This window comes from Reyranella sp., from assembly GCF_965229815.1.
GTDB lineage: Bacteria > Pseudomonadota > Alphaproteobacteria > Reyranellales > Reyranellaceae > Reyranella.
The window spans coordinates 2,198,496-2,217,624 of the sequence record NZ_CBDDJN010000002.1; the positions used below are offsets into that span (position 1 = coordinate 2,198,496).

The 19,129-nt window shown below is 51.3% G+C and carries 13 protein-coding genes and 3 pseudogenes; 9 read left to right on the forward strand and 7 right to left on the reverse strand.

Going from position 1 to position 19,129, the window contains the following annotated elements; translation table 11 throughout:
- From ACO073_RS11000 to ACO073_RS11020, 5 genes are all read right to left on the reverse strand, one after another.
- On the reverse strand, window positions 1-837 hold the full coding sequence (locus ACO073_RS11000) for a phosphodiesterase (RefSeq protein WP_421997353.1): 837 nt from the start codon (window positions 835-837) through the stop codon (window positions 1-3).
- 59 nt (window positions 838-896) lie between these two features.
- Complete coding sequence (locus ACO073_RS11005) at window positions 897-2,159, reverse strand: ABC transporter substrate-binding protein (RefSeq protein ID WP_421997355.1); 1,263 nt, start codon at window positions 2,157-2,159, stop codon at window positions 897-899.
- A gap of 68 nt (window positions 2,160-2,227) precedes the next feature.
- Complete coding sequence (locus ACO073_RS11010; protein ID WP_421997356.1) at window positions 2,228-3,040, reverse strand: carbohydrate ABC transporter permease; 813 nt, start codon at window positions 3,038-3,040, stop codon at window positions 2,228-2,230.
- Window positions 3,037-3,975 (reverse strand): carbohydrate ABC transporter permease, encoded by a 939-nt coding sequence (locus ACO073_RS11015; RefSeq protein ID WP_421997357.1) that lies wholly within the window; start codon window positions 3,973-3,975, stop codon window positions 3,037-3,039. The genes ACO073_RS11010 and ACO073_RS11015 overlap by 4 nt, the downstream gene beginning before the upstream one ends.
- Entirely contained in the window at window positions 3,968-5,128 is a 1,161-nt protein-coding gene (locus ACO073_RS11020; RefSeq protein WP_421997358.1) for an ABC transporter ATP-binding protein, read from the reverse strand. Before ACO073_RS11020 ends, ACO073_RS11015 begins: the two co-directional genes overlap by 8 nt.
- Before the next feature lie 202 nt (window positions 5,129-5,330).
- Here ACO073_RS11020 and ACO073_RS11025 point away from each other — a divergent pair.
- Both ACO073_RS11025 and ACO073_RS11030 read left to right on the forward strand, forming a co-directional pair.
- Window positions 5,331-5,708 (forward strand): annotated as a pseudogene (locus ACO073_RS11025) (hypothetical protein); the annotation flags it as partial.
- Between the two features lie 147 nt (window positions 5,709-5,855).
- On the forward strand, window positions 5,856-6,293 hold the full coding sequence (locus ACO073_RS11030; RefSeq protein WP_421997359.1) for an FAD-dependent oxidoreductase: 438 nt from the start codon (window positions 5,856-5,858) through the stop codon (window positions 6,291-6,293).
- 478 nt (window positions 6,294-6,771) lie between these two features.
- Here the strand turns inward: ACO073_RS11030 and ACO073_RS11035 are convergent.
- A pseudogene (locus ACO073_RS11035) lies at window positions 6,772-7,354 on the reverse strand (arylesterase).
- Between the two features lie 45 nt (window positions 7,355-7,399).
- Here ACO073_RS11035 and ACO073_RS11040 point away from each other — a divergent pair.
- The 4 genes and pseudogenes from ACO073_RS11040 to ACO073_RS11055 all read left to right on the forward strand — a co-directional run.
- Window positions 7,400-8,080 carry an ATP-binding cassette domain-containing protein gene (locus ACO073_RS11040; RefSeq protein ID WP_114691427.1) on the forward strand — a complete coding sequence of 227 codons (681 nt, stop codon included), beginning with the start codon at window positions 7,400-7,402 and terminating at the stop codon, window positions 8,078-8,080.
- 21 nt (window positions 8,081-8,101) lie between these two features.
- Window positions 8,102-8,542 (forward strand): hypothetical protein, encoded by a 441-nt coding sequence (locus ACO073_RS11045; RefSeq protein ID WP_421997361.1) that lies wholly within the window; start codon window positions 8,102-8,104, stop codon window positions 8,540-8,542.
- Complete coding sequence (gene purL, locus ACO073_RS11050) at window positions 8,473-12,135, forward strand: phosphoribosylformylglycinamidine synthase (RefSeq protein WP_421997362.1); 3,663 nt, start codon at window positions 8,473-8,475, stop codon at window positions 12,133-12,135. The genes ACO073_RS11045 and purL overlap by 70 nt, the downstream gene beginning before the upstream one ends.
- Window positions 12,136-12,452: 317 nt before the next feature.
- Window positions 12,453-12,914: pseudogene (locus ACO073_RS11055) on the forward strand (spermidine synthase); the annotation flags it as partial.
- A 75-nt stretch (window positions 12,915-12,989) separates the two neighbouring features.
- Here the strand turns inward: ACO073_RS11055 and ACO073_RS11060 are convergent.
- Window positions 12,990-15,575, reverse strand: coding sequence for a bifunctional aconitate hydratase 2/2-methylisocitrate dehydratase (locus tag ACO073_RS11060; protein WP_114691425.1), 2,586 nt, complete (start codon window positions 15,573-15,575; stop codon window positions 12,990-12,992).
- Window positions 15,576-15,963: 388 nt separating this feature from the next.
- Here ACO073_RS11060 and ACO073_RS11065 point away from each other — a divergent pair, with 388 nt between their 5' ends.
- From ACO073_RS11065 to eno, 3 genes are all read left to right on the forward strand, one after another.
- Window positions 15,964-17,625, forward strand: coding sequence for a CTP synthase (locus tag ACO073_RS11065; RefSeq protein ID WP_114691424.1), 1,662 nt, complete (start codon window positions 15,964-15,966; stop codon window positions 17,623-17,625).
- 9 nt (window positions 17,626-17,634) lie between these two features.
- Window positions 17,635-18,498, forward strand: a complete 864-nt coding sequence (gene kdsA / locus ACO073_RS11070) for a 3-deoxy-8-phosphooctulonate synthase (RefSeq protein WP_114691423.1) — start codon at window positions 17,635-17,637, stop codon at window positions 18,496-18,498.
- Window positions 18,499-18,532: 34 nt separating this feature from the next.
- Window positions 18,533-19,129 (forward strand): phosphopyruvate hydratase (gene eno / locus ACO073_RS11075; protein WP_421997363.1); only part of this gene is annotated, 597 nt, incomplete at its 3' end.

The window sequence follows — 19,129 nt, forward strand, 5'->3', positions numbered from 1 at the left end:
TCAGCCGCCGAGCGCCGCCGTATCCGGCGCGTCCTGCGCCGCCTTGTCGTGCAGCCACCAGACCGGACCGTCGTGGAGGAAGGGCCGCTGGTGGATCACGATCCCCTCGCGCGTGACGTCGACCAGGCTGTAGTCCGGCGGCTCCAGCGACCCCGGAATCTCGGGCGACACGAGATCGAAGGCGACCTGGTGGCTGGTCGCGCGCTGGATGTGGAATGGGATTCCCCGCCAGGTGCCGGCGACGGGCCGATGCACGTGGCCGAAGAACATGTGGTCGGGACGGCGGCGCTTCTCGAAGACCGCCCACAGCGCCTCGGGATTCTGCAGGCGGATGCGGTCCATCGAGGGCAGGCCGATGTCGAAGGGCGGGTGGTGCTGGAACAGCAGCAGCGGCCGGTCGGTCGCCGCCTCCGCCAGCGCCCGGTCGAGGAACTCCAGCCGGTTTGGACAGAGGATCCCCGCATGGGTGCGGTTCTCCTCGTCGACCGTGTCGAGGGTGACGATGGTCGCTGCGTCGAACGTCCGCACCGACTGCACGAAGCCGCGGCCGTCGTCGTCGGTCTCGGGGAAAACCGCGCGCAGGGCCGCGCGGCGGTCGTGGTTTCCCATCATCAGGATCACCGGAGCGACCAGATCCCGGACGACCCGGCGGAACGCGGCGTAGGCCGCCGGCTGCCCCCAGTGGGCGAGATCGCCGGTGACGATCGTGAAGGCGATGTCGCGATGGTCGCGGTTGATCACCCGGATGGCGGCGGCGAGGCGGGCGGCCGGGTCGAGTCCGTAGAGGAGGCGGCCGGGCTCGACGAAGTGGGTATCGGTCAGGATGGCGAATTTCATTGTGGTGTCTTGTCGGTGGGGGCGGCCGCCGGCTTGCGGCCGCCCGTTGCGAGCCTAGCCTACTTCTTCGGCAGGAGCTTCTGGACGTCGGCCGTCATGTCGACGAGCACCTTGTCCGGCTCGCCGGCGCGCTGGCCGGTGACGATCGAGTTGAGATGATCCTTGATCACGTCGGTGATCTTGAGCCCGTTCTCGCCGGGGAAGGCGTACCACTGGGTCAGGATCGGAAGCTGCCGGACCGCCGTGTAGTTGTTGGGATGGGTGGCGTAGAAGTCCTTGAGGTAGACCTCGTTGGCCTTCTTGTTCGGCGGCATGTAGCCGGTGGTCTTGGCGACGATCGCCGCGCCCTCGGCGCCGTGCCAGAACTTCATGACCTCCCAGGCGGCCTGCTGCTTCTTGGGATCGCTGGTCAGGATCACGCCGACATTGCCGCCGGCGGGCAAGCGGCCCTTCTCGGGCAGGACGCCGGGGAACAGCGCGGTCTTGAGCTCGAACTTGCCGCCGATCATCTCGGTGACCTTGGCAAGGTCCGACGTCGAGGTGAAGTGGATGCCGGTCTTGCCGGCCGCCAGGGCCGAGCGCATGTCGGGCTGGTTGAGGTTCGGCATCTTGGCTTCCGTCACCAGACGGGCCAGCGTCTTGATGGCGTACTGGCCTTCCGGCCCGTCGAACGCGACCTTGCTCTCGTCGGCGTTCAGCATCGTGCCGCCGCGCGCGAAGACCGGCGCCTGCCACAGCCAGTTGCCGGTGATGTCCCAGGCGTAGGTGACGCCGTTGATGTCCGGGCCGAGCGCCTTGATCTTCTTGGCGAGCTCGATGACCTCGTCCCAGTTGGTCGGCAGCTTGTTCGGGCCGCCGCCGGCTTTCTTCACCAGGTCGAGATTGTAGTAGGCGATCGGCAGCGAGATCGCGAAGGGCAGGGCGTAGATCTTCCCCTTCTGCATGCCGACGTCGTACATCGCCTGGTGGTAGCCGTCGGCCTCCAGTTCCTTGTCGGCCTTGATGAACGCGTCGAGCGGCTGGGCGATGCCGCGGTCGACCAGCACGCGCACGCGGTTCAGGCCCTGGAAGGTGATGTCGGGCGTCTGCTTGGTGATCGCCTCGCGCAGCACCTTCTGGGTCGCTTCCTCGTACGAATCGTAGGGCGCGCGGAAGGTCACCTTGATGTCCGGGTGCTTCTTGGCGAAGGCCGCGGCGATCTGCTTGTGCGTCTCGGTGAACAGCTCCGGATAGGGATACTGGACGACGATCTCCGTGCCGGCGAGGGCCGGCACGGCGGCCAGCGCCATCGCGGCCGACAGCAGAATTGTCCTGAGTTTCATCATGATCTCCGTGGTCGGGTTGAGTCGGACGTCGGGCTCCGGCGGACGTTGGTCGCCCGCTCCTGTCGTTACTTCAGGCCGGTGAAGGCGATCCCCTCGATGAAGCGGCGCTGCGCCAGAAGGAAGGCCACGACCAGCGGCGCGATGATGATGGTGGCCGCGGCCATCAGCGGGCCGTAGTCGGTGCCGGCCTCGGCGTTGCGGAAGGCGGCGACGCCCAGCGGCGGCGTGAACAGGCCCTCGCTGTTGAGCACGATCAGCGGCCAGAAATAGTCGTTCCAGTGGGCGACGACCGAGAAGATGCCGAAGGCGGTGATCGCCGGGATCGCGGTCGGCAGCATGACGCGCCAGACGATCCCGAGCTCGGAAATGCCGTCCATGCGCGCCGCGTCGACCAGGTCGTCGGGCACGGTGAGGAAGAACTGGCGCATCAGGAAGATGCCGAACACCGAGATGACGAACGGCACGATCAGCGCGGCGTAGCTGTCGAGGATGCCGAGATGGTGGAACAGCAGGAACAGCGGCACCGCGATCGCCTGCGGCGGGATCAGGATGCAGAACAGCACCAGGGCGAACACGGTCTGCCGGCCGTGGAAGCGCAGCTTGGCCAGCGCATAGGCGGCGGGCAGCGCGATCAGGACCTGGAGGACGAAGATCGAGGCCGTGACGATGGCGCCGTTCAGCAGGAACTGAAGGAGCGGCGCCTTGGCGAAGGCGGCGGTGTAGTTCTGGACGACGTGCAGGCGTTCGGGCCACCAGCGGATCTCGGACAGGAAGACCTCCGAGGGCGGCTTCAGCGAGGTCGAGATCATCCAGGCGAAAGGGAGCAGCGTGACGGCCGCGAGGGCGAGCAGCACCGCATGGCGAAGCAGGGCGGTCATGCGTAGTGGACCTTCTTCTCGATCAGCCGGGCCTTGATCACCGTGAGGGTCAGCACGAAGACCAGGAAGATCACGGCCACGGCGGCGGCCAGGCCCGACCGGAAGAACTCGAAGCCTTCCGTGTACATGGTGTAGAGCAGCACTTCGGACGCCTTGTTGGGGCCGCCCTTGGTCAGCACGTGGACCGTGTCGAAGACCTGGAAGGAACGGATGGCCGAGATGATGACCACGAACATCGTCACCGGACCCAGCATCGGCCAGGTCACCAGCCAGAACCGCGACCATGCCGATTGCGCCCCGTCGAGCGCGGCCGCGTCGTAGAGATGGCGCGGGATCGAGACGATGCCGGCCAGGAACAGAACCATGTTGAAGCCGAAGAGCTGCCAGATGCCGATGACCGCGAGGGTCGGCAGCGCCAGCGCCGGGTCGGTCAGCCAGGCGTGCGGCGCCAGCCCGACCGCCTTCAGCAGCAGGTTGATCAGGCCGAATTGGGGATGGAGCATGTATTCCCAGGAGATCGCCATGGCGATCAGCGTCGCCATGACCGGGATGAAGAAGACGGCACGGTAGACGCTGCGCAGCCCGCCGCCCGATTCGATCAGCAGCGCGATGCCGAGCCCCAGCGCGACCGAGGCCGGGACGACGATGGCGACGTAGGTCAGCGTGTTGCCCAGCGAGCGCCAGAACACCCGGTCGGCGAACAGGTCCTGGTAGTTCTGCAGGCCGATGAAGCCGACGGTCGAGGCGCCGAGCTGGTAGTCGGTGAACGACATGACCAGCACGGTGACGACCGGGCCGATCAGCAGCAGGACCATCAGGAACAGGGCGGGGAAGGAGAGCGCCAGCGCCGTCCAGTGGTGCTCGAGCCGCTCGACCGGCCTCGGTCGGGACGGGGCGGCGATCTCCGCGCCGCGGTCGAGCGCGAGGTCAGCCATTGACCACCTGCCGGTAGGTTACGGGCCGCACCCCGACCCGGTGGCCGTCGCGATCGAAGAAGCTCGGGGCCGCTGGCTTCGGCACCAAGGCGACGGGGCTGCCGACGCCGAGCGTCCGCGCCTCCCCCGGCTCGAGCCGGCAGAGCACCGGCGCGTCGAGACCGGTGATGGCGGCGTGGAGGAAAACTTCCGAGCCCATGTTCTCGGCGTGGCTGACGGTGCCGCGCCAGGCCGGTTCGGCGGCGGTCGCGGCCGGGCGCACCGCCTCGGGCCGGATGCCGACCTGCACTTGTGTGCCCGGCGCCGCCTCGAGCCGCTGGTCGAGGGTGAGCCCCAGCACGTGGACCCGGCCCTCGGCGTCGACCCGTCCCGGCAGGACGTTGATCTTGGGCGATCCGATGAACTCCGCGACGCGGATGTCCTGAGGCCGGTTGTAGACCTCGTCCGGCGTGCCGACCTGCACGATGTTGCCGTCCATCATGACGGCGATGCGGTCCGACATGGTCATGGCCTCGGCCTGGTCGTGCGTCACGTAGATGAAGGTGGCGCCGAGGCTCCGGTGGAGCTGGGCGATCTCGGTCCGCATGTGGACGCGCAGCTTGGCGTCGAGGTTCGACAGCGGCTCGTCGAGCAGGAAGGCCTTGGGTTGGCGCACGATCGCCCGGCCCACCGCCACGCGCTGGCGCTGGCCGCCGGAGAGCTGGCCCGGCCGCCGGGCCAGCAGCTCGGTCAGGCCGAGCAGGCTGGCCGCCCGCTCGACATCGGTGCGGATCTCGCGCTGGATGCGGCGGGTGCCGGGCACCAGCAGCGGGGCGAGCGGCAGGCGCTGCCAGGCGTTCAGCCGGCGCATGCGCAGCGGCACGGCGATGTTGTCGAAGACCGACAGGTGGGGATAGAGGGCGTAGGACTGAAAAACCATGGCGAGGTCGCGCCGGCTCGCCGTCACGCCAGTGACGTCCCGGGCCTCGATCAGCACGGCCCCCTCGCTCTGACGCTCAAGGCCGGCGATGATGCGCAGAAGGGTCGACTTGCCGCACCCCGACGGCCCGACGAGCGAGATGAACTCGCCATGAGCAATGTCGAGATCGACGCCCCGAAGCACCTCGGTGCGATCGAAGCTCTTGTGGATGTTCCTGACTGCGAGCTTCGCCATCGCCTTCCCCAACGTGGCCCCTGCCGACGCTGTGGATGGTTAAAGCGATCGTCCCCAAAACCCCAAAACCCCAAAACCCATGCCTTTTATGAATATAGACACAGACTAAAGATTTTAATCAATTATGGAAACCTATGATGTTATAGTAGTTGGACTGGGCTGCGTTGGAATCTCAACTGCACTCTATTGAGCAAAGAAAGGACTTAAAGTGTTAGGAATAGAACAGTTCTCTCATCCTGGAGCAATCGGATCAAGTTCATTTGGAGTTACGAGACTGTGGAGAACCACTCACGAATTTGCCTTCAGAAATGAAATGATGAAAGAGGCAATTGGAATGTGGAAAGATCTTGAAAAAGAATCTGGAGAGAAGCTAATGCATCAATTTCCAGTACTGACAATGGGAAGTGTAAATGCTAAGTTCTTTAAAGATATTGTTGCTCAGGTACCTGATGTAAAGCTTATGACCTCAGAAGAAATCAGTGAAATGTATCCTGCATTGAAAAATATCCCTTCACATTACAAAGGATTTGTGAACACAGATTCAGGGGTTCTTAAGGCACGAAAGACACTTGAAACTTGAAGATCATTAGCAGAAGAAAAATACGGAGCAAAGCTCCTATTTAATACAAAAGTTTCGAAATTTTCGAAAAATGAAGTCCAAACCCAAGATGGATCTACTTATACAGCTAAAGATGTCGTCATCGCATGAGGTGCATACTCCATTAATATGACAACTTGTCACGAAAAGCAATATAAAAGTGATTTAGAGTACTATCATTTTACTGATAACACAGGTCTACCAAAGGGTATCTATGAATTTGATGATAAAGACAATGAGTTCTACGGAATGGTTGATGGAGAAGATCTCGGAAATTATAAGATGGGACTATCATTTAGAAGAGATATTCAAGAGATGCTTGATTATTTAAGAGACAGAATGCCAGATAAAGTAGACTCGATCAAATATTCACATGCGTGCTTCGTCACTATGGTTGACTCAGGAGAATACCAGTATAAGACAGATGAAAATGGTGTACACTTTGCTTATGGATTTTGCGGAACAGGATTTAAGTTCCTTCCACTCCATGGAAAAATTGTCTATGATGGATTGATTACAAAGAAAGAACAAAAACATTTAGCACCAAGATACAGAGCAAAGATATAAGGGATTAATGCTTAATTGTATAAAAAGAGATAATCTTATTAAAATCAAATAAAAAATAGTCTAGATATTTTAAAGATTCATTAGATAATATATGTAATTTACAGTTTTAAATTAACTAAATATATTCAAATAAAACTACCAATCTTATTTTATTAAAAATGAATGAATTTATCAAATAAATAAATTTAAAATGATTATATTTTGATTTTCAAAAATTTAAACCTAGTATTTTTGAATTTTTTGACCACAATATGAATTAAAAAGTAAAATCCTTTAAAATCTTAAATGAATTTCACTTTTATCTACAATTAAAATAATTTAAAAGGGGTTTTGGGGTTTTGGGGTTTTGGGGAGACTACTGGCGTAATAGCGCTGGTGTTAAAGTCATCAATCCGCTCAAGCAAGTAAGCTCGGATAACGCAGGCAGTTAAATCTAAGGCAGTTTTCTAAGTAAGTTACTATATGGGGTCATTGAGCCTCATACGTTTTTAAAGATAATGCTTTGTGCTGCCACATTGGGATGCAGGCGATCCGATTGAAATAATTCCGGTTTGCTGGCAACGCCCTCTAGGAAAAATGGGAGTAACTGGACCCGCTCTTGACTTGCAAGAAGGGGGTAGAGATCCTTAAATTGCATGGTGTAGGTTTGACCATAGTTCGAAGGAATCTGTATGCCGCAGAGCAAAACCTTTGCACCCGATTTTTTGCTCAGCTGAATGATCTTGCGTAGATTGGACTCAGTTTGATTTACCGGTAAGCCACGCAGGGCATCATTTGCTCCCAGCTCTATGAGAGCTATTCCTGTTTTTTTGATCCAAGAGATTGGAAAGGCGGCTTAACCCGCCCGAGCTAGTTTCTCCACTAATGCTGGCATTAAATACGCTCCAGAGGCTCTTATTTTTGGTTAATTGCTCTTGGAGAAGGGTGACCCAGCCTGTGCTAAGCGGCAAGCCATACTCAGCGGAAAGGCTATCACCCAGTATCAGGATTACTGGCTTTACTTGAGCCCAGGAAGAAATGCTCAATACGAGGCAAAATAGCCCTGTAATGAATTTGTTCACAATTAAAAACTGAATCTGTATTTTTCCACTCTAGAAAATTTTCACATGAACAAACAGTCTAATTCCATTGTTGCCGAACACGTCGGCAAGCTGGTAAATACGGCTGATGGTGACTTAGCCATTTTGCACGACTTGAGTTTTCAAATTGAGCGGGGTGAAAGTGTGGCAATTATTGGCGCCTCCGGCTCTGGAAAGAGTGCCTTGTTAAGTCTCTTGGCTGGTTTAGATCTGCTAAGCACAGGGCAAATTGATTTAATGGAGCAAAACCTCAATCTGTTGGATGAAGATGGCAGGGCACGTTTGCGCGGTCAGTTCATTGGCTTTGTATTTCAATCATTCCAGTTATTGCCGCATTTAACAGCCATGGAGAACGTCATGCTTCCCCTGGAAATGGCTGGTGTAGATCATGCTGAAGCTAGGCTAGAGGCCTATCAATGGCTAGAAAAAGTTGGGTTGAGTCTTAGAGCGAATCACTTTCCTAAGACTCTGTCATGCGGTGAGCAGCAACGGGTGGCGCTAGCCCGAGCTTTCATTAACAAGCCCGCCATCCTATTCGCCGATGAACCTACTGGGAGTCTTGATGAAGCTAGCGGAAATAGGGTGATTGAGCTCCTTTTTGAGCTAAATCGGGAGAATTCCTCAACCCTGGTTCTGGTGACCCACGATCCAGCCTTGGCTGCTCGGTGCGGACGCCAATTGAGTCTACAGGGTGGCCGCCTAGCTTAAGCAAAACCTTATAATCTTGGCATGTCATCATTCTGTTGCTTGTCCGGGGCAAATGCCCTTTCAGACTTCCGCCAACAGCGACTTTTAGCCTCGCTCGCAGCCCAAGGAATTCAACTTGAGTCCATAGAGGCTCAATACCTTCATTTCGTTTGGTCTGAGTCAGAACTCAATGCCAAAGACAAAGAGGTGCTCGAGAGTCTCCTGACTTACGGCCAACCTTTTGTATCGCAAATAAAGGGTGGGGACTCCTTGTTTAGTAAGACTGCCGATAAGCAATCCGCTATTGCTATTCCCCGTTTTGGCACAGTTTCTCCATGGGCTAGTAAAGCAACAGATATTGCTCGTCAATGTGGACTGCAAGTTTTACGTATTGAGCGTGGCACGCAGTATGCGTGGCAAAGCAAAAATCACTCAACACAGAACAAGAGCAACTGGTATTGGCTGCATTGCATGATCGGATGACCGAGGCTGTTATCTTAGATATCAATGAAGCTGGTGCTTTGTATCAATCTCTACCTGATCGCCCATTTGTTCGCATTCCCGTATTAACTGAGGGCAGGGCTGCTCTCGATAAAGCAAACCAAGAACTAGGTCTCGCCTTATCAGAGGATGAGGCGCTTTACCTCGTTGAGAATTTCATTCGCTTAGAGCGTAATCCGAGTGATGTTGAATTGATTATGTTTGCCCAAGCGAATAGCGAACATTGCCGTCATAAGATTTTCAACTCTAGCTGGACTATCGATGGCGATGATCAAGAGAAATCCTTATTTGCGATGATTCGCAATACGCATCAACTTCAGCCAGAAGGCACGATCGTTGCTTACTCTGATAACTCAGCCGTAATGGTTGGAGCCGAGTCGGAAACTTGGTCCTCTAAAGGCGAGGGTCGGCGTTACGAAAAGGACACACGTTTAGTGCATACCTTGATGAAGGTGGAGACACATAATCACCCAACAGCAATTGCTCCATTCCCTGGCGCCTCTACAGGTGCTGGTGGAGAGATTCGGGATGAAGGCGCGACTGGTGTCGGTGGGCGTCCTAAAGCAGGTCTTACCGGCTTCTCTGTTTCAAACCTTAATATCCCCGGTACTGATTTGCCGTGGGAATCTGAAAAGTATGGCAAGCCAGAGCGTATTGCCACGCCACTGCAGATCATGATCGATGGGCCATTGGGTGGCGCCGCATTTAATAATGAATTTGGTCGCCCCATTCTTGGCGGTTATTTCCGTGTGTTTGAGCAAACCCTAGAAGGTGTTCGTCGTGGCTATCACAAGCCAATCATGATTGCTGGTGGTATTGGTAGCATTGATTCGATTCATGCTGCGAAGAAGCAAATTAAAGCGGGGCACTTGTTTATTCAATTAGGTGGTCCTGGTATGCGTATTGGCATGGGTGGTGCAACCGGTAGTTCGGTTGCAACTGGCACCAATACTGCAGATTTGGATTTTGATTCCGTCCAACGTGGCAACCCCGAAATGGAACGTCGTGCGCAAGAAGTTATTAATTCTTGCATTGCCATGGGTCAGAGTAACCCTATTGTTTCAATTCATGACGTTGGCGCTGGCGGTATTTCTAATGCATTTCCAGAGTTGGCTGATGGTGCCGGCTTAGGTGCGCAATTTCAATTGCGTAAAGTGCAACTTGAAGAAAGTGGCATGAGTCCCGCGGAGATTTGGTGTAACGAATCACAAGAGCGTTATGTTCTAGCAATTGAAGCTAAAGACTTAGAGCTTTTCAAGTCTCTATGCGAACGCGAGCGTTGCCCATTCGCTGTGGTCGGCGAGGCAACTGTTGAGCGTCAGCTCCAGTTAAGCGATAGCAAAGAAATAACTGGTACCGATGCTGCAATGCCCATTGATATGCCAATGGAAGTATTGCTAGGTAAACCACCACGCATGCATCGTGATGTGACGCGTGTTGCGCAAGAGTTTGAAGAATTAAATGTCACTGACGCCGATCTTGCGCAATGCATTGCCTGGGTCCTTCAGCAACCCACGGTTGCTAGTAAATCATTCTTGATTACTATTTGCGATCGTACCGTTGGGGGTCTGAATGCCCGTGATCCATTTGTAGGCCCATGGCAAGTTCCTGTTGCGGACTGCGCGGTTACTTTGATGGATTACAAGGGCTACCGCGGTGAAGTTATGACCATGGGCGAGCGCACTCCATTGGCTGTGATTGATGCACCAGCTGCCGCCAAGATGGCAGTTGGTGAATCAATTACCAATCTATTAGCTGCGGATATTCGTCGCTTAGAAGACGTTAAGCTCTCCGCCAATTGGATGGCTGCTTGCGGTGCGTCCGGCGAGGATGCAAAGCTGTATGACTCAGTTAAAGCAATTGGTATGGATTTATGCCCAGCCATTGGCATTTCTATTCCGGTTGGTAAAGATTCTTTATCGATGGCTACTGCATGGCAAGAGGGTGCCCAAGCCAAGAAAGTGGTTTCTCCAGTTTCGTTAATCATTTCAGCTTTTGCTGCAGTTCAGGATGTTCGCAAAACCACGACCCCTTTGCTAAAACTCAAAGATGAATCTGGAACAGCATTAGAAACCGAATTAATTCTGATTGACTTAGGTCGCGGTAAAAACCGTATGGCCGGAAGCATTCTTGCTCAAGTGCTTGACCAATCTGGTAAATCAGCTCCTAGCGTTGATCACCCAGAAGATCTAAAGGCGCTTGCTAATGCCATCATTGAGCTGCGCAAAGCAGATCAGTTGCTTGCTTACCATGACCGTTCTGACGGTGGCTTGTTCGCTTGTATTGCAGAGATGGCTTTTGCATCGCATACCGGAATTTCAATGAATGTCGACATGATTGCTGTTGATGTTGGGCAAGAAGCTGATTGGGGCGATGCTAAGAACTGGGCTCAACAAGTATCCGGTCGACGTCATGAGCAAACCATGCGCGCTTTATTTAATGAAGAGCTTGGTGCGGTAATTCAGATTCGTAAAGCTGACCGCGATGCAGTATTTGCTGTTTTGCGTAAATTGAAACTGAGCGCCTATAGCCATGTGATTGCAAAGCCTAATTCCAATGGCCGTATTGAAATTTGGCGTGATGCAAAAAATGTCTTTGCTGAGCCACGTGAAGTGCTGCAAAAGATGTGGGCTAACACAAGTTATCAGATTGCTCGTTTACGCGATAACCCAGATTGCGCTGATAGTGAGTTTGCGCTACTCGATAACGTTTCCGATGCTGGAATGTCACCAAAGCTGACATTTGATATTGCGAACGATATTGCAGCCCCATTCATTAGCAAAAACGCTAGACCCAAAGTTGCCATCTTGCGAGAGCAGGGCGTGAACTCTCATGTTGAAATGGCTTATGCCATGAATTGGGCAGGCTTTGATAGCTATGACGTTCACATGTCAGATCTGCTTGCCGGTAAATCTAAGTTAGATGATTTTCGTGGCCTGATTGCCTGCGGTGGATTTAGCTACGGAGACGTATTGGGAGCGGGCGAGGGTTGGGCGAAGACCATTCTCTTTAATGCTCAATTGCGCGATCAGTTTTCTTCATTCTTTAATCGCCAAGATAGTTTTGCATTGGGCGTCTGTAATGGCTGCCAAATGATGAGCAATTTATCAGGAATCATTCCAGGTGCTGAAGCTTGGCCTAAATTCACCCGCAATCAATCAGAGCAGTACGAGGCTCGATTGGTGATGGCTGAAGTGACGGCTTCGCCCTCTATCTTTACGCAAGGTATGGCAGGAAGTCAGCTTCCCATTGCTATCGCGCATGGCGAGGGCTTTGCTAACTTTAGCCATCAAGGCAATTTGAAGGCGCTTCAGAAACAAGGATTAGCTGCTCTACGTTTTGTGGATCACCAAGGTAGCCCAACTGAAACCTACCCAATGAATCCGAATGGTTCGCCCGACGGCTTAACTGGCGTTACTACTCCAGATGGTCGCTTCACGGTCATGATGCCGCATCCTGAGCGTGTCTTTAGGGCTGTGCAGATGAGCTGGGCTCCAAATGAATGGCTTAATACTCCAGATGGCGCAAGCCCTTGGATGCGCTTATTCCGCAATGCTAGAGTCTGGGCAAAGTAATTAATATCGGATTTATCAATGGCGATGGAGCTAGTTACATTTTCTGAGAGTGGTGGAGTGCGCTATTTGCACTTTGGGAGCGAGTTAATTCAGGGTGTGATGCGTATTCGTGATCCAGATGAGATTTATCTGGAGTACAACCAGCAAATGATGGCCTGGCTACTTTTCTTGGAGTCAAAGCCGGGTATGCGAATAGCTTAACTTGGCTTAGGTACCGGCGCTCTCACGAAGTTTGCTCATCGATATTGCCCGGCCGTAAAGACGACGGTTGTTGAACTCAATCCTGCCGTGATTGTTTCAGTAAGAAGCATTTTTTCACGTCCGATGATGATCGTCGGCTGGAGACGCTGCATACAGATGCCAAGGCTTTTGTTCAGAACGCGAAGAATCAGGATCGCTTTGATGCAGTTCAGGTTGACTTATATGATGCGATTTGCGATGGATCGGCTGCTAGCTCATTAGATTTTTACAAAGGCTGTTACGACATTCTTAAATCGCCTGGTGTGCTAACGGTGAATTTGTTTTCTCGCCATAAGAGCTTTAATATCAATTTAAATAATATCTGTGAAACATTTGATAGCCGCGTTCTGCTGTTTCCAGAGTCTCATGACTGCAACGTAGTTGCAATTGCTTTCAAAGGTCCTCAGTTGGACGTGGAGTGGAAAGAAGTTTCCAGGTGCGCCAAGTTGATCATGGAAAAAACAGGCTTACCGACTAACAGTTGGGCTTCCAGTTTGAATCGTGAAAATGCTCATCAAGAAAATAGGCTCTGCATCTAAAACCAAATTCAGATAAGAAAAAAGGCGATCAGTTGATCGCCTTTTTTACTTCCCCTAAGTTCGGGGCGCTAATACTTAGATTGTTACTGTGTCGGCAACATCGCTGAACGACTTAATCTTGTCAAAGCTCATGTACTTATAAACCTCACCAGATTTAGCGTTCAACGACTCAACTTGCTCGAAATATTCCTGCGGCGTTGGTAGGCGACCCAAGAGTGCTGCAACCGCTGAAATCTCAGCAGAAGCTAGGTACACACGAGTATCGATACCTAAACGATTCGGGAAGTTACGTGTTGATGTGGAGACCGCTGTAGAGCCTTTGCGGATCTGAGCCTGGTTACCCATACACAGTGAACAGCCCGGAGTTTCCATGCGGGCACCTGTGGCACCCAGAATGCCGTAATAGCCTTCTTCGGTCAAAATCATCTGGTCCATCTTGGTTGGAGGGGCTACCCATAGGCGAGTAGGCATATCCTTTTTACCCTGAAGAACTTGACCTGCTGCACGGAAGTGTCCGATGTTCGTCATGCAAGAGCCGATAAATACTTCATCGATTTTCTCGCCAGAAACTTCAGACAAGAACTTCACATCATCTGGATCGTTAGGGCATGCCAAGATCGGTTCTTTAATCTCGTTCATATCGATTTCGATTACTTCTGCATAATCTGCATTTGCATCAGCCTTGAGTAAATCAGGTTTAGCGATCCAAGCTTCCATTGCCTTGATGCGACGACCTAGGGTGCGCTTATCTTCGTAGCCATTTGCGATCATCCACTTCATCAAGGTGATGTTAGAGCGCATGTATTCAATGATGGGATCTTTGCTGAGAGCAATTGCGCAACCAGCTGCTGAACGCTCTGCTGAAGCATCAGATAACTCAAATGCTTGTTCAACTTTGAGGTCGGGCAAACCTTCAATTTCTAAGATGCGGCCAGAGAAAATGTTCTTCTTGTTTTGTTTTTCAACTGTCAACAAGCCTTTCTTAATGGCATACAAAGGAATTGCATTAACCAAGTCACGCAAAGTAATGCCAGGCTGCATTTTTCCTTTGAAGCGAACCAAGACTGACTCAGGCATATCCAAAGGTATTGCGCCAGTAGCGGCAGCAAAAGCAACTAAGCCAGAAGCAGCAGGGAAGGAGATGCCGATTGGGAAACGGGTATGACTATCACCACCAGTACCGCAGGTATCTGGCAAGAGCAAACGATTTAACCAGCTGTGGATTACACCATCACCTGGACGTAATGCAATGCCGCCACGGTTAGTCATAAATGCTGGCAACTCATGGTGAGTGCGAATATCTACTGGTTTTGGATATGCAGATGTATGGCAGAAGGATTGCATTACCAAGTCAGCAGAGAAGCCTAAGCAAGCCAAGTCTTTTAATTCATCACGAGTCATTGGACCGGTAGTGTCTTGCGAGCCGACTGTAGTCATGTGTGGCTCGCAATAAGTGTCTGGGCGTACGCCTTGACCTTCTGGCAATCCACAGGCACGACCAATCATCTTTTGCGCCAAGCTGAAACCTTTTTTGTTGTCAGGCGGGCTAACTGGGACGCGGAATTCTGTAGAAGCTGGCAAGCTAAGTGCAGCACGCGCTTTAGCTGTGAGGCCACGACCGACGATCAAAGGAATACGACCGCCTGCACGAACTTCATCCAAAATTACGGGCGACTTGAGTGAGAAAGCAGCAATTTCTTTGCCGTTCTTAAATGCTTTTCCTTCGTATGGACGCAATTCAATTTCATCGCCCATGTTCATATCAGAAACGTCTAACTCAATTGGCAAGGCGCCAGCATCTTCCATGGTATTAAAGAAGATTGGGGCAATCTTTGTACCTAAGCAAACACCACCAAAGCGCTTGTTCGGAACAAATGGAATATCTTGACCAGTCCACCACAATACAGAGTTTGTTGCAGATTTGCGTGAGGATCCTGTGCCGACAACGTCACCAACGTAGGCAATTTGATTGCCTTTCTTTTGGAGGGCTTCGATTTGCTTCATTGGGCCGCGAACACCAGCCTCGTCTGGCTCAATGCCCGGACGTGGGTTCTTCAACATGATCGTTGCATGTAATGGAATATCTGGACGACTCCAAGCATCAGGAGCTGGAGATAGGTCGTCGGTATTGGTTTCACCGGTAACTTTAAACACGGTGAGCTTCATGCTTTCTGGAGCGGCAGGGCGGCTTGTAAACCACTCGGCATCAGCCCAGCTTTGCAGAACACCTTTAGCTTCTGCATTACCTTTTTCGGCTAACTCTTGTACATCATGGAAATAGTCGAACATCAACAAGGTCTTTTTCAAAGCTGCTGCTGCAGTAGCCGCACACTCTGAATCAGAGAGCAATTCAACTAATGGCTTAATGTTGTAACCGCCGAGCATGGTGCCCAAAAGCTCTGTAGCCTTAATGCGTGAAATCAAAGGTGACTTCTCAGTTCCTTTAGCAACGGCATCCAAAAATTCTGCTTTAACTTTAGCCGCTTCATCAACACCGGCAGGTACGCGATTGGTAATGAGTTCAAGCAATTCTACCTCTTTACCCTTTGGAGGATTTTTGAGCAAACCAACCAGTTCGGCAGTTTGATCTTTAGTCAAGGGGAGGGCTGGAATTCCAAGGGCTGCGCGTTCGGCAACTTGGGTGTTGTAGGCTTCTAGCATCGTATTTCCTATCGGGTAAGAGTTATCAACTTAAGATTCAGCAGGGCTTTAATCCCTATCCAGTCTATTGTAATTCCTAATTCATGTCTTATATAAGACTTAATTGTTAAATATTCTTAAAAAATACTCCACTTATGAGCCAAATAGGAATTAGTTGGGATAAACCGATACCCGGCAGTAATTTGACGCTATTGCGATAGGGGGTTGGATCTGGGGTGATAGTCGATTTGGGCCTATTGGATGAATTTAAGAATCGAAATAAATTGCCTATTAAACAGGCATTTTTTTATTTAGCTAGCTGGCAGCCCGAGAGTTATTGGACTGATTAAGAATTTATCCCTACAGATTCACTATCGTTATAATTACTTTTTCCAACAGAGCTTAAGCGATGACCAAATACGTTTTTGTCACTGGTGGCGTGGTTTCTTCTTTAGGGAAAGGAATCGCAGCTGCCTCGCTTGCCGCGATTCTTGAATCCCGCGGCCTGAAAGTCACCCTCCTAAAATTAGATCCTTATATCAACGTTGACCCCGGGACAATGAGCCCGCTTCAACATGGCGAAGTCTTCGTTACTGAAGACGGCGCTGAAACTGACCTCGATCTTGGTCATTACGAGCGTTTTGTCTCCGCAAAGATGCGTAAGAGCAATAACTTCACGACTGGTCAGATCTACGAATCTGTCATTAGTAAAGAGCGTCGTGGTGAATATCTGGGTAAAACAGTTCAAGTCATTCCTCATATTACGAGTGAGATTCAAGCATTTGTAGAGCGCGGTGCAAAAGCAAGTCACGACGGTAAAGCTGATATTGGCATTTGTGAGATCGGCGGAACAGTGGGTGATATCGAATCCCTGCCATTCCTTGAGGCCGCTCGCCAAATGAGTATTCGCCTGCCAAAACACAGTTGCGCCTTTGTGCATTTGACTTTGGTCCCTTACATTGCAAGTGCAGGGGAGTTAAAAACAAAACCTACGCAGCACTCAGTACAAAAGTTACGTGAAATCGGCATCATGCCGACCGTACTCTTATGTCGTGCAGATCGCCCAATTCCAGAAGACGAGCGCTCTAAGATCTCACTGTTCTCGAACGTGCGTGAAGATGCTGTGATTTCAGTTTGGGACGTTGACACCATTTACAAGATTCCTGAGATGCTTCAAGTACAAGGAATGGATGATTTGATCTGTCGTGAATTGGATATCGAGGCTAAGCCTGCAGATTTATCTGTTTGGGCAAACTTGGTTTATGAATTAGCTAATCCGCAGCACGAAGTCACTATTGGCATGGTTGGCAAGTATGTTGAGCTAACAGAATCCTACAAGTCATTGATTGAAGCTTTGCGTCATGCAGGTATTCATAATCACACTCGCGTCAATATCAATTACATTGATTCAGAAGTGATTGAAAAAGATGGTGTTGACTGCCTTCAGAATCTAGATGCGATTTTGGTTCCAGGTGGCTTTGGCAAACGTGGTACTGAAGGCAAGATTGCCGCCATTCGCTATGCCCGTGAGAACAATATTCCTTATCTGGGTATTTGTTTGGGTATGCAGTTAGCTGTGATTGAGTTTGCGCGTCATGTTGCTAATATTGCCCAGGCAAATAGCACTGAGTTTGATCCCGAGACAGAGAGTCCAGTTGTTGCTTTGATTACCGAGTGGGTTGATCGCGAAGGACGCGTTGAGAAGCGCACCAATGATTCTGATCTTGGTGGAACCATGCGTTTAGGCTCACAACGTTGCCCCATTAAAGTGGGTACCTTGGCTCATGAAATCTATGGCCCTGAGGTGAATGAGCGTCACCGCCATCGCTATGAAGTGAACAACGTGTATGTTCCGCGTCTTGAGAAGTCTGGTCTGATTATTTCTGCTAGAACTCCTAATGAATCCTTACCTGAAATGATGGAGCTGCCTAGCGCAATGCACCCTTGGTTCTTTGGTGTGCAGTTCCATCCGGAGTTCACATCAACCCCACGTGATGGGCATCCACTATTTTCCGCTTTCATTAAGGCGTCATTGATTCATCAAGCCGCTTCTCAAAAGCAAGCGGCCTAGGAGATCGTCATGAGTGCTTTTAAATTATGCGGTTTTGATGTTGGCTTGGATCACCGCTTTTTTTTGATTGCGGGGCCATGCGTTATTGAGTCCGAGCAATCTGCTTTAGATATTGCTGGAGAGCTTAAAGAAATTACTGCTTCACTCGGAATCCCATTTATCTATAAGTCATCTTTTGATAAGGCCAATCGCTCATCCGGAACTTCTTTCCGTGGCTTAGGCATGGAGAAGGGGCTCGAGATTCTGGCGCGCGTAAAACGTGAAATTGGTGTACCGGTGTTAACCGACATCCACGATATCAGCGGGATTGCTCCGGTTTCTAAAGTGGTTGATGTTCTTCAGACCCCAGCCTTTTTATGTAGACAAACTGATTTCATTCGAGCTTGCGCTCAGAACGGTAAGCCGGTGAATTTTAAGAAAGGTCAGTTTCTATCTCCACATGAAATGCTGAACGTAATTGATAAAGCACGTGCAGCAGCTTCTGAAATGAACCTACCTGACCGGTTTATGGTTTGCGAACGTGGCGCTTCTTTTGGTTACAACAACCTCGTTTCTGATATGCGTAGCTTGGCAATTTTGCGTGAAGCAAAGGCGCCAGTTGTTTTTGATGCGACCCATTCAGTTCAGCTTCCTGGCGGCCAAGGCAGCGCCAGTGGTGGACAACGTAAATTTGTACCTGTATTGGCTCGTGCTGCAGTTGCGGTGGGTATTAGTGGCCTATTCATGGAGACGCATCCAGACCCAGCTAAAGCCCTTTCTGACGGCCCAAATGCTGTGCCGCTAAATCGCATGAGAGAACTCCTTGAATCTTTAGTTGCGATTGATTCCGTTGTTAAGAAGCCTGGATCATTTTTAGAAGATAGCTTTAAGTAATACCCAAAATTCATTTTTACTTAGGAGAAGGTGCATGAGCGCCATTGTTGACATTATCGGTAGAGAAGTTTTAGATTCACGCGGCAACCCAACGGTTGAGTGCGACGTATTGCTAGAGTCTGGTGTTATGGGGCGTGCAGCAGTGCCTTCAGGCGCATCAACAGGTTCACGTGAAGCCATTGAGCTTCGTGATGGCGACAAAGCCCGCTACTTGGGCAAGGGCGTCCTCAAGGCGGTTCAAAATATCAATATCGAGATTGCTGAATCGATCTTGGGTCTGGATGCTAGCGAACAAGCCTTTCTTGATCACACCTTGATTGAGCTTGATGGAACACACAATAAAGCCCGTTTAGGCGCGAATGCAACCCTGGCTGTATCGATAGCTGTAGCACGCGCTGCTGCAGAAGAAGCTGGCCTGCCTTTATATCGCTATTTTGGCGGATCCGGCGGCATGCAATTGCCAGTACCAATGATGAACATCGTCAATGGTGGTGCACACGCCAATAACAGTCTCGATATTCAGGAATTTATGGTGATGCCAGTCGGCGCCCAAAGCTTCCGCGAAGCCTTGCGTTGTGGCGCTGAAATCTTCCATGAATTGAAGAAGATTTTGGGGGCCCAAGGTATGCCA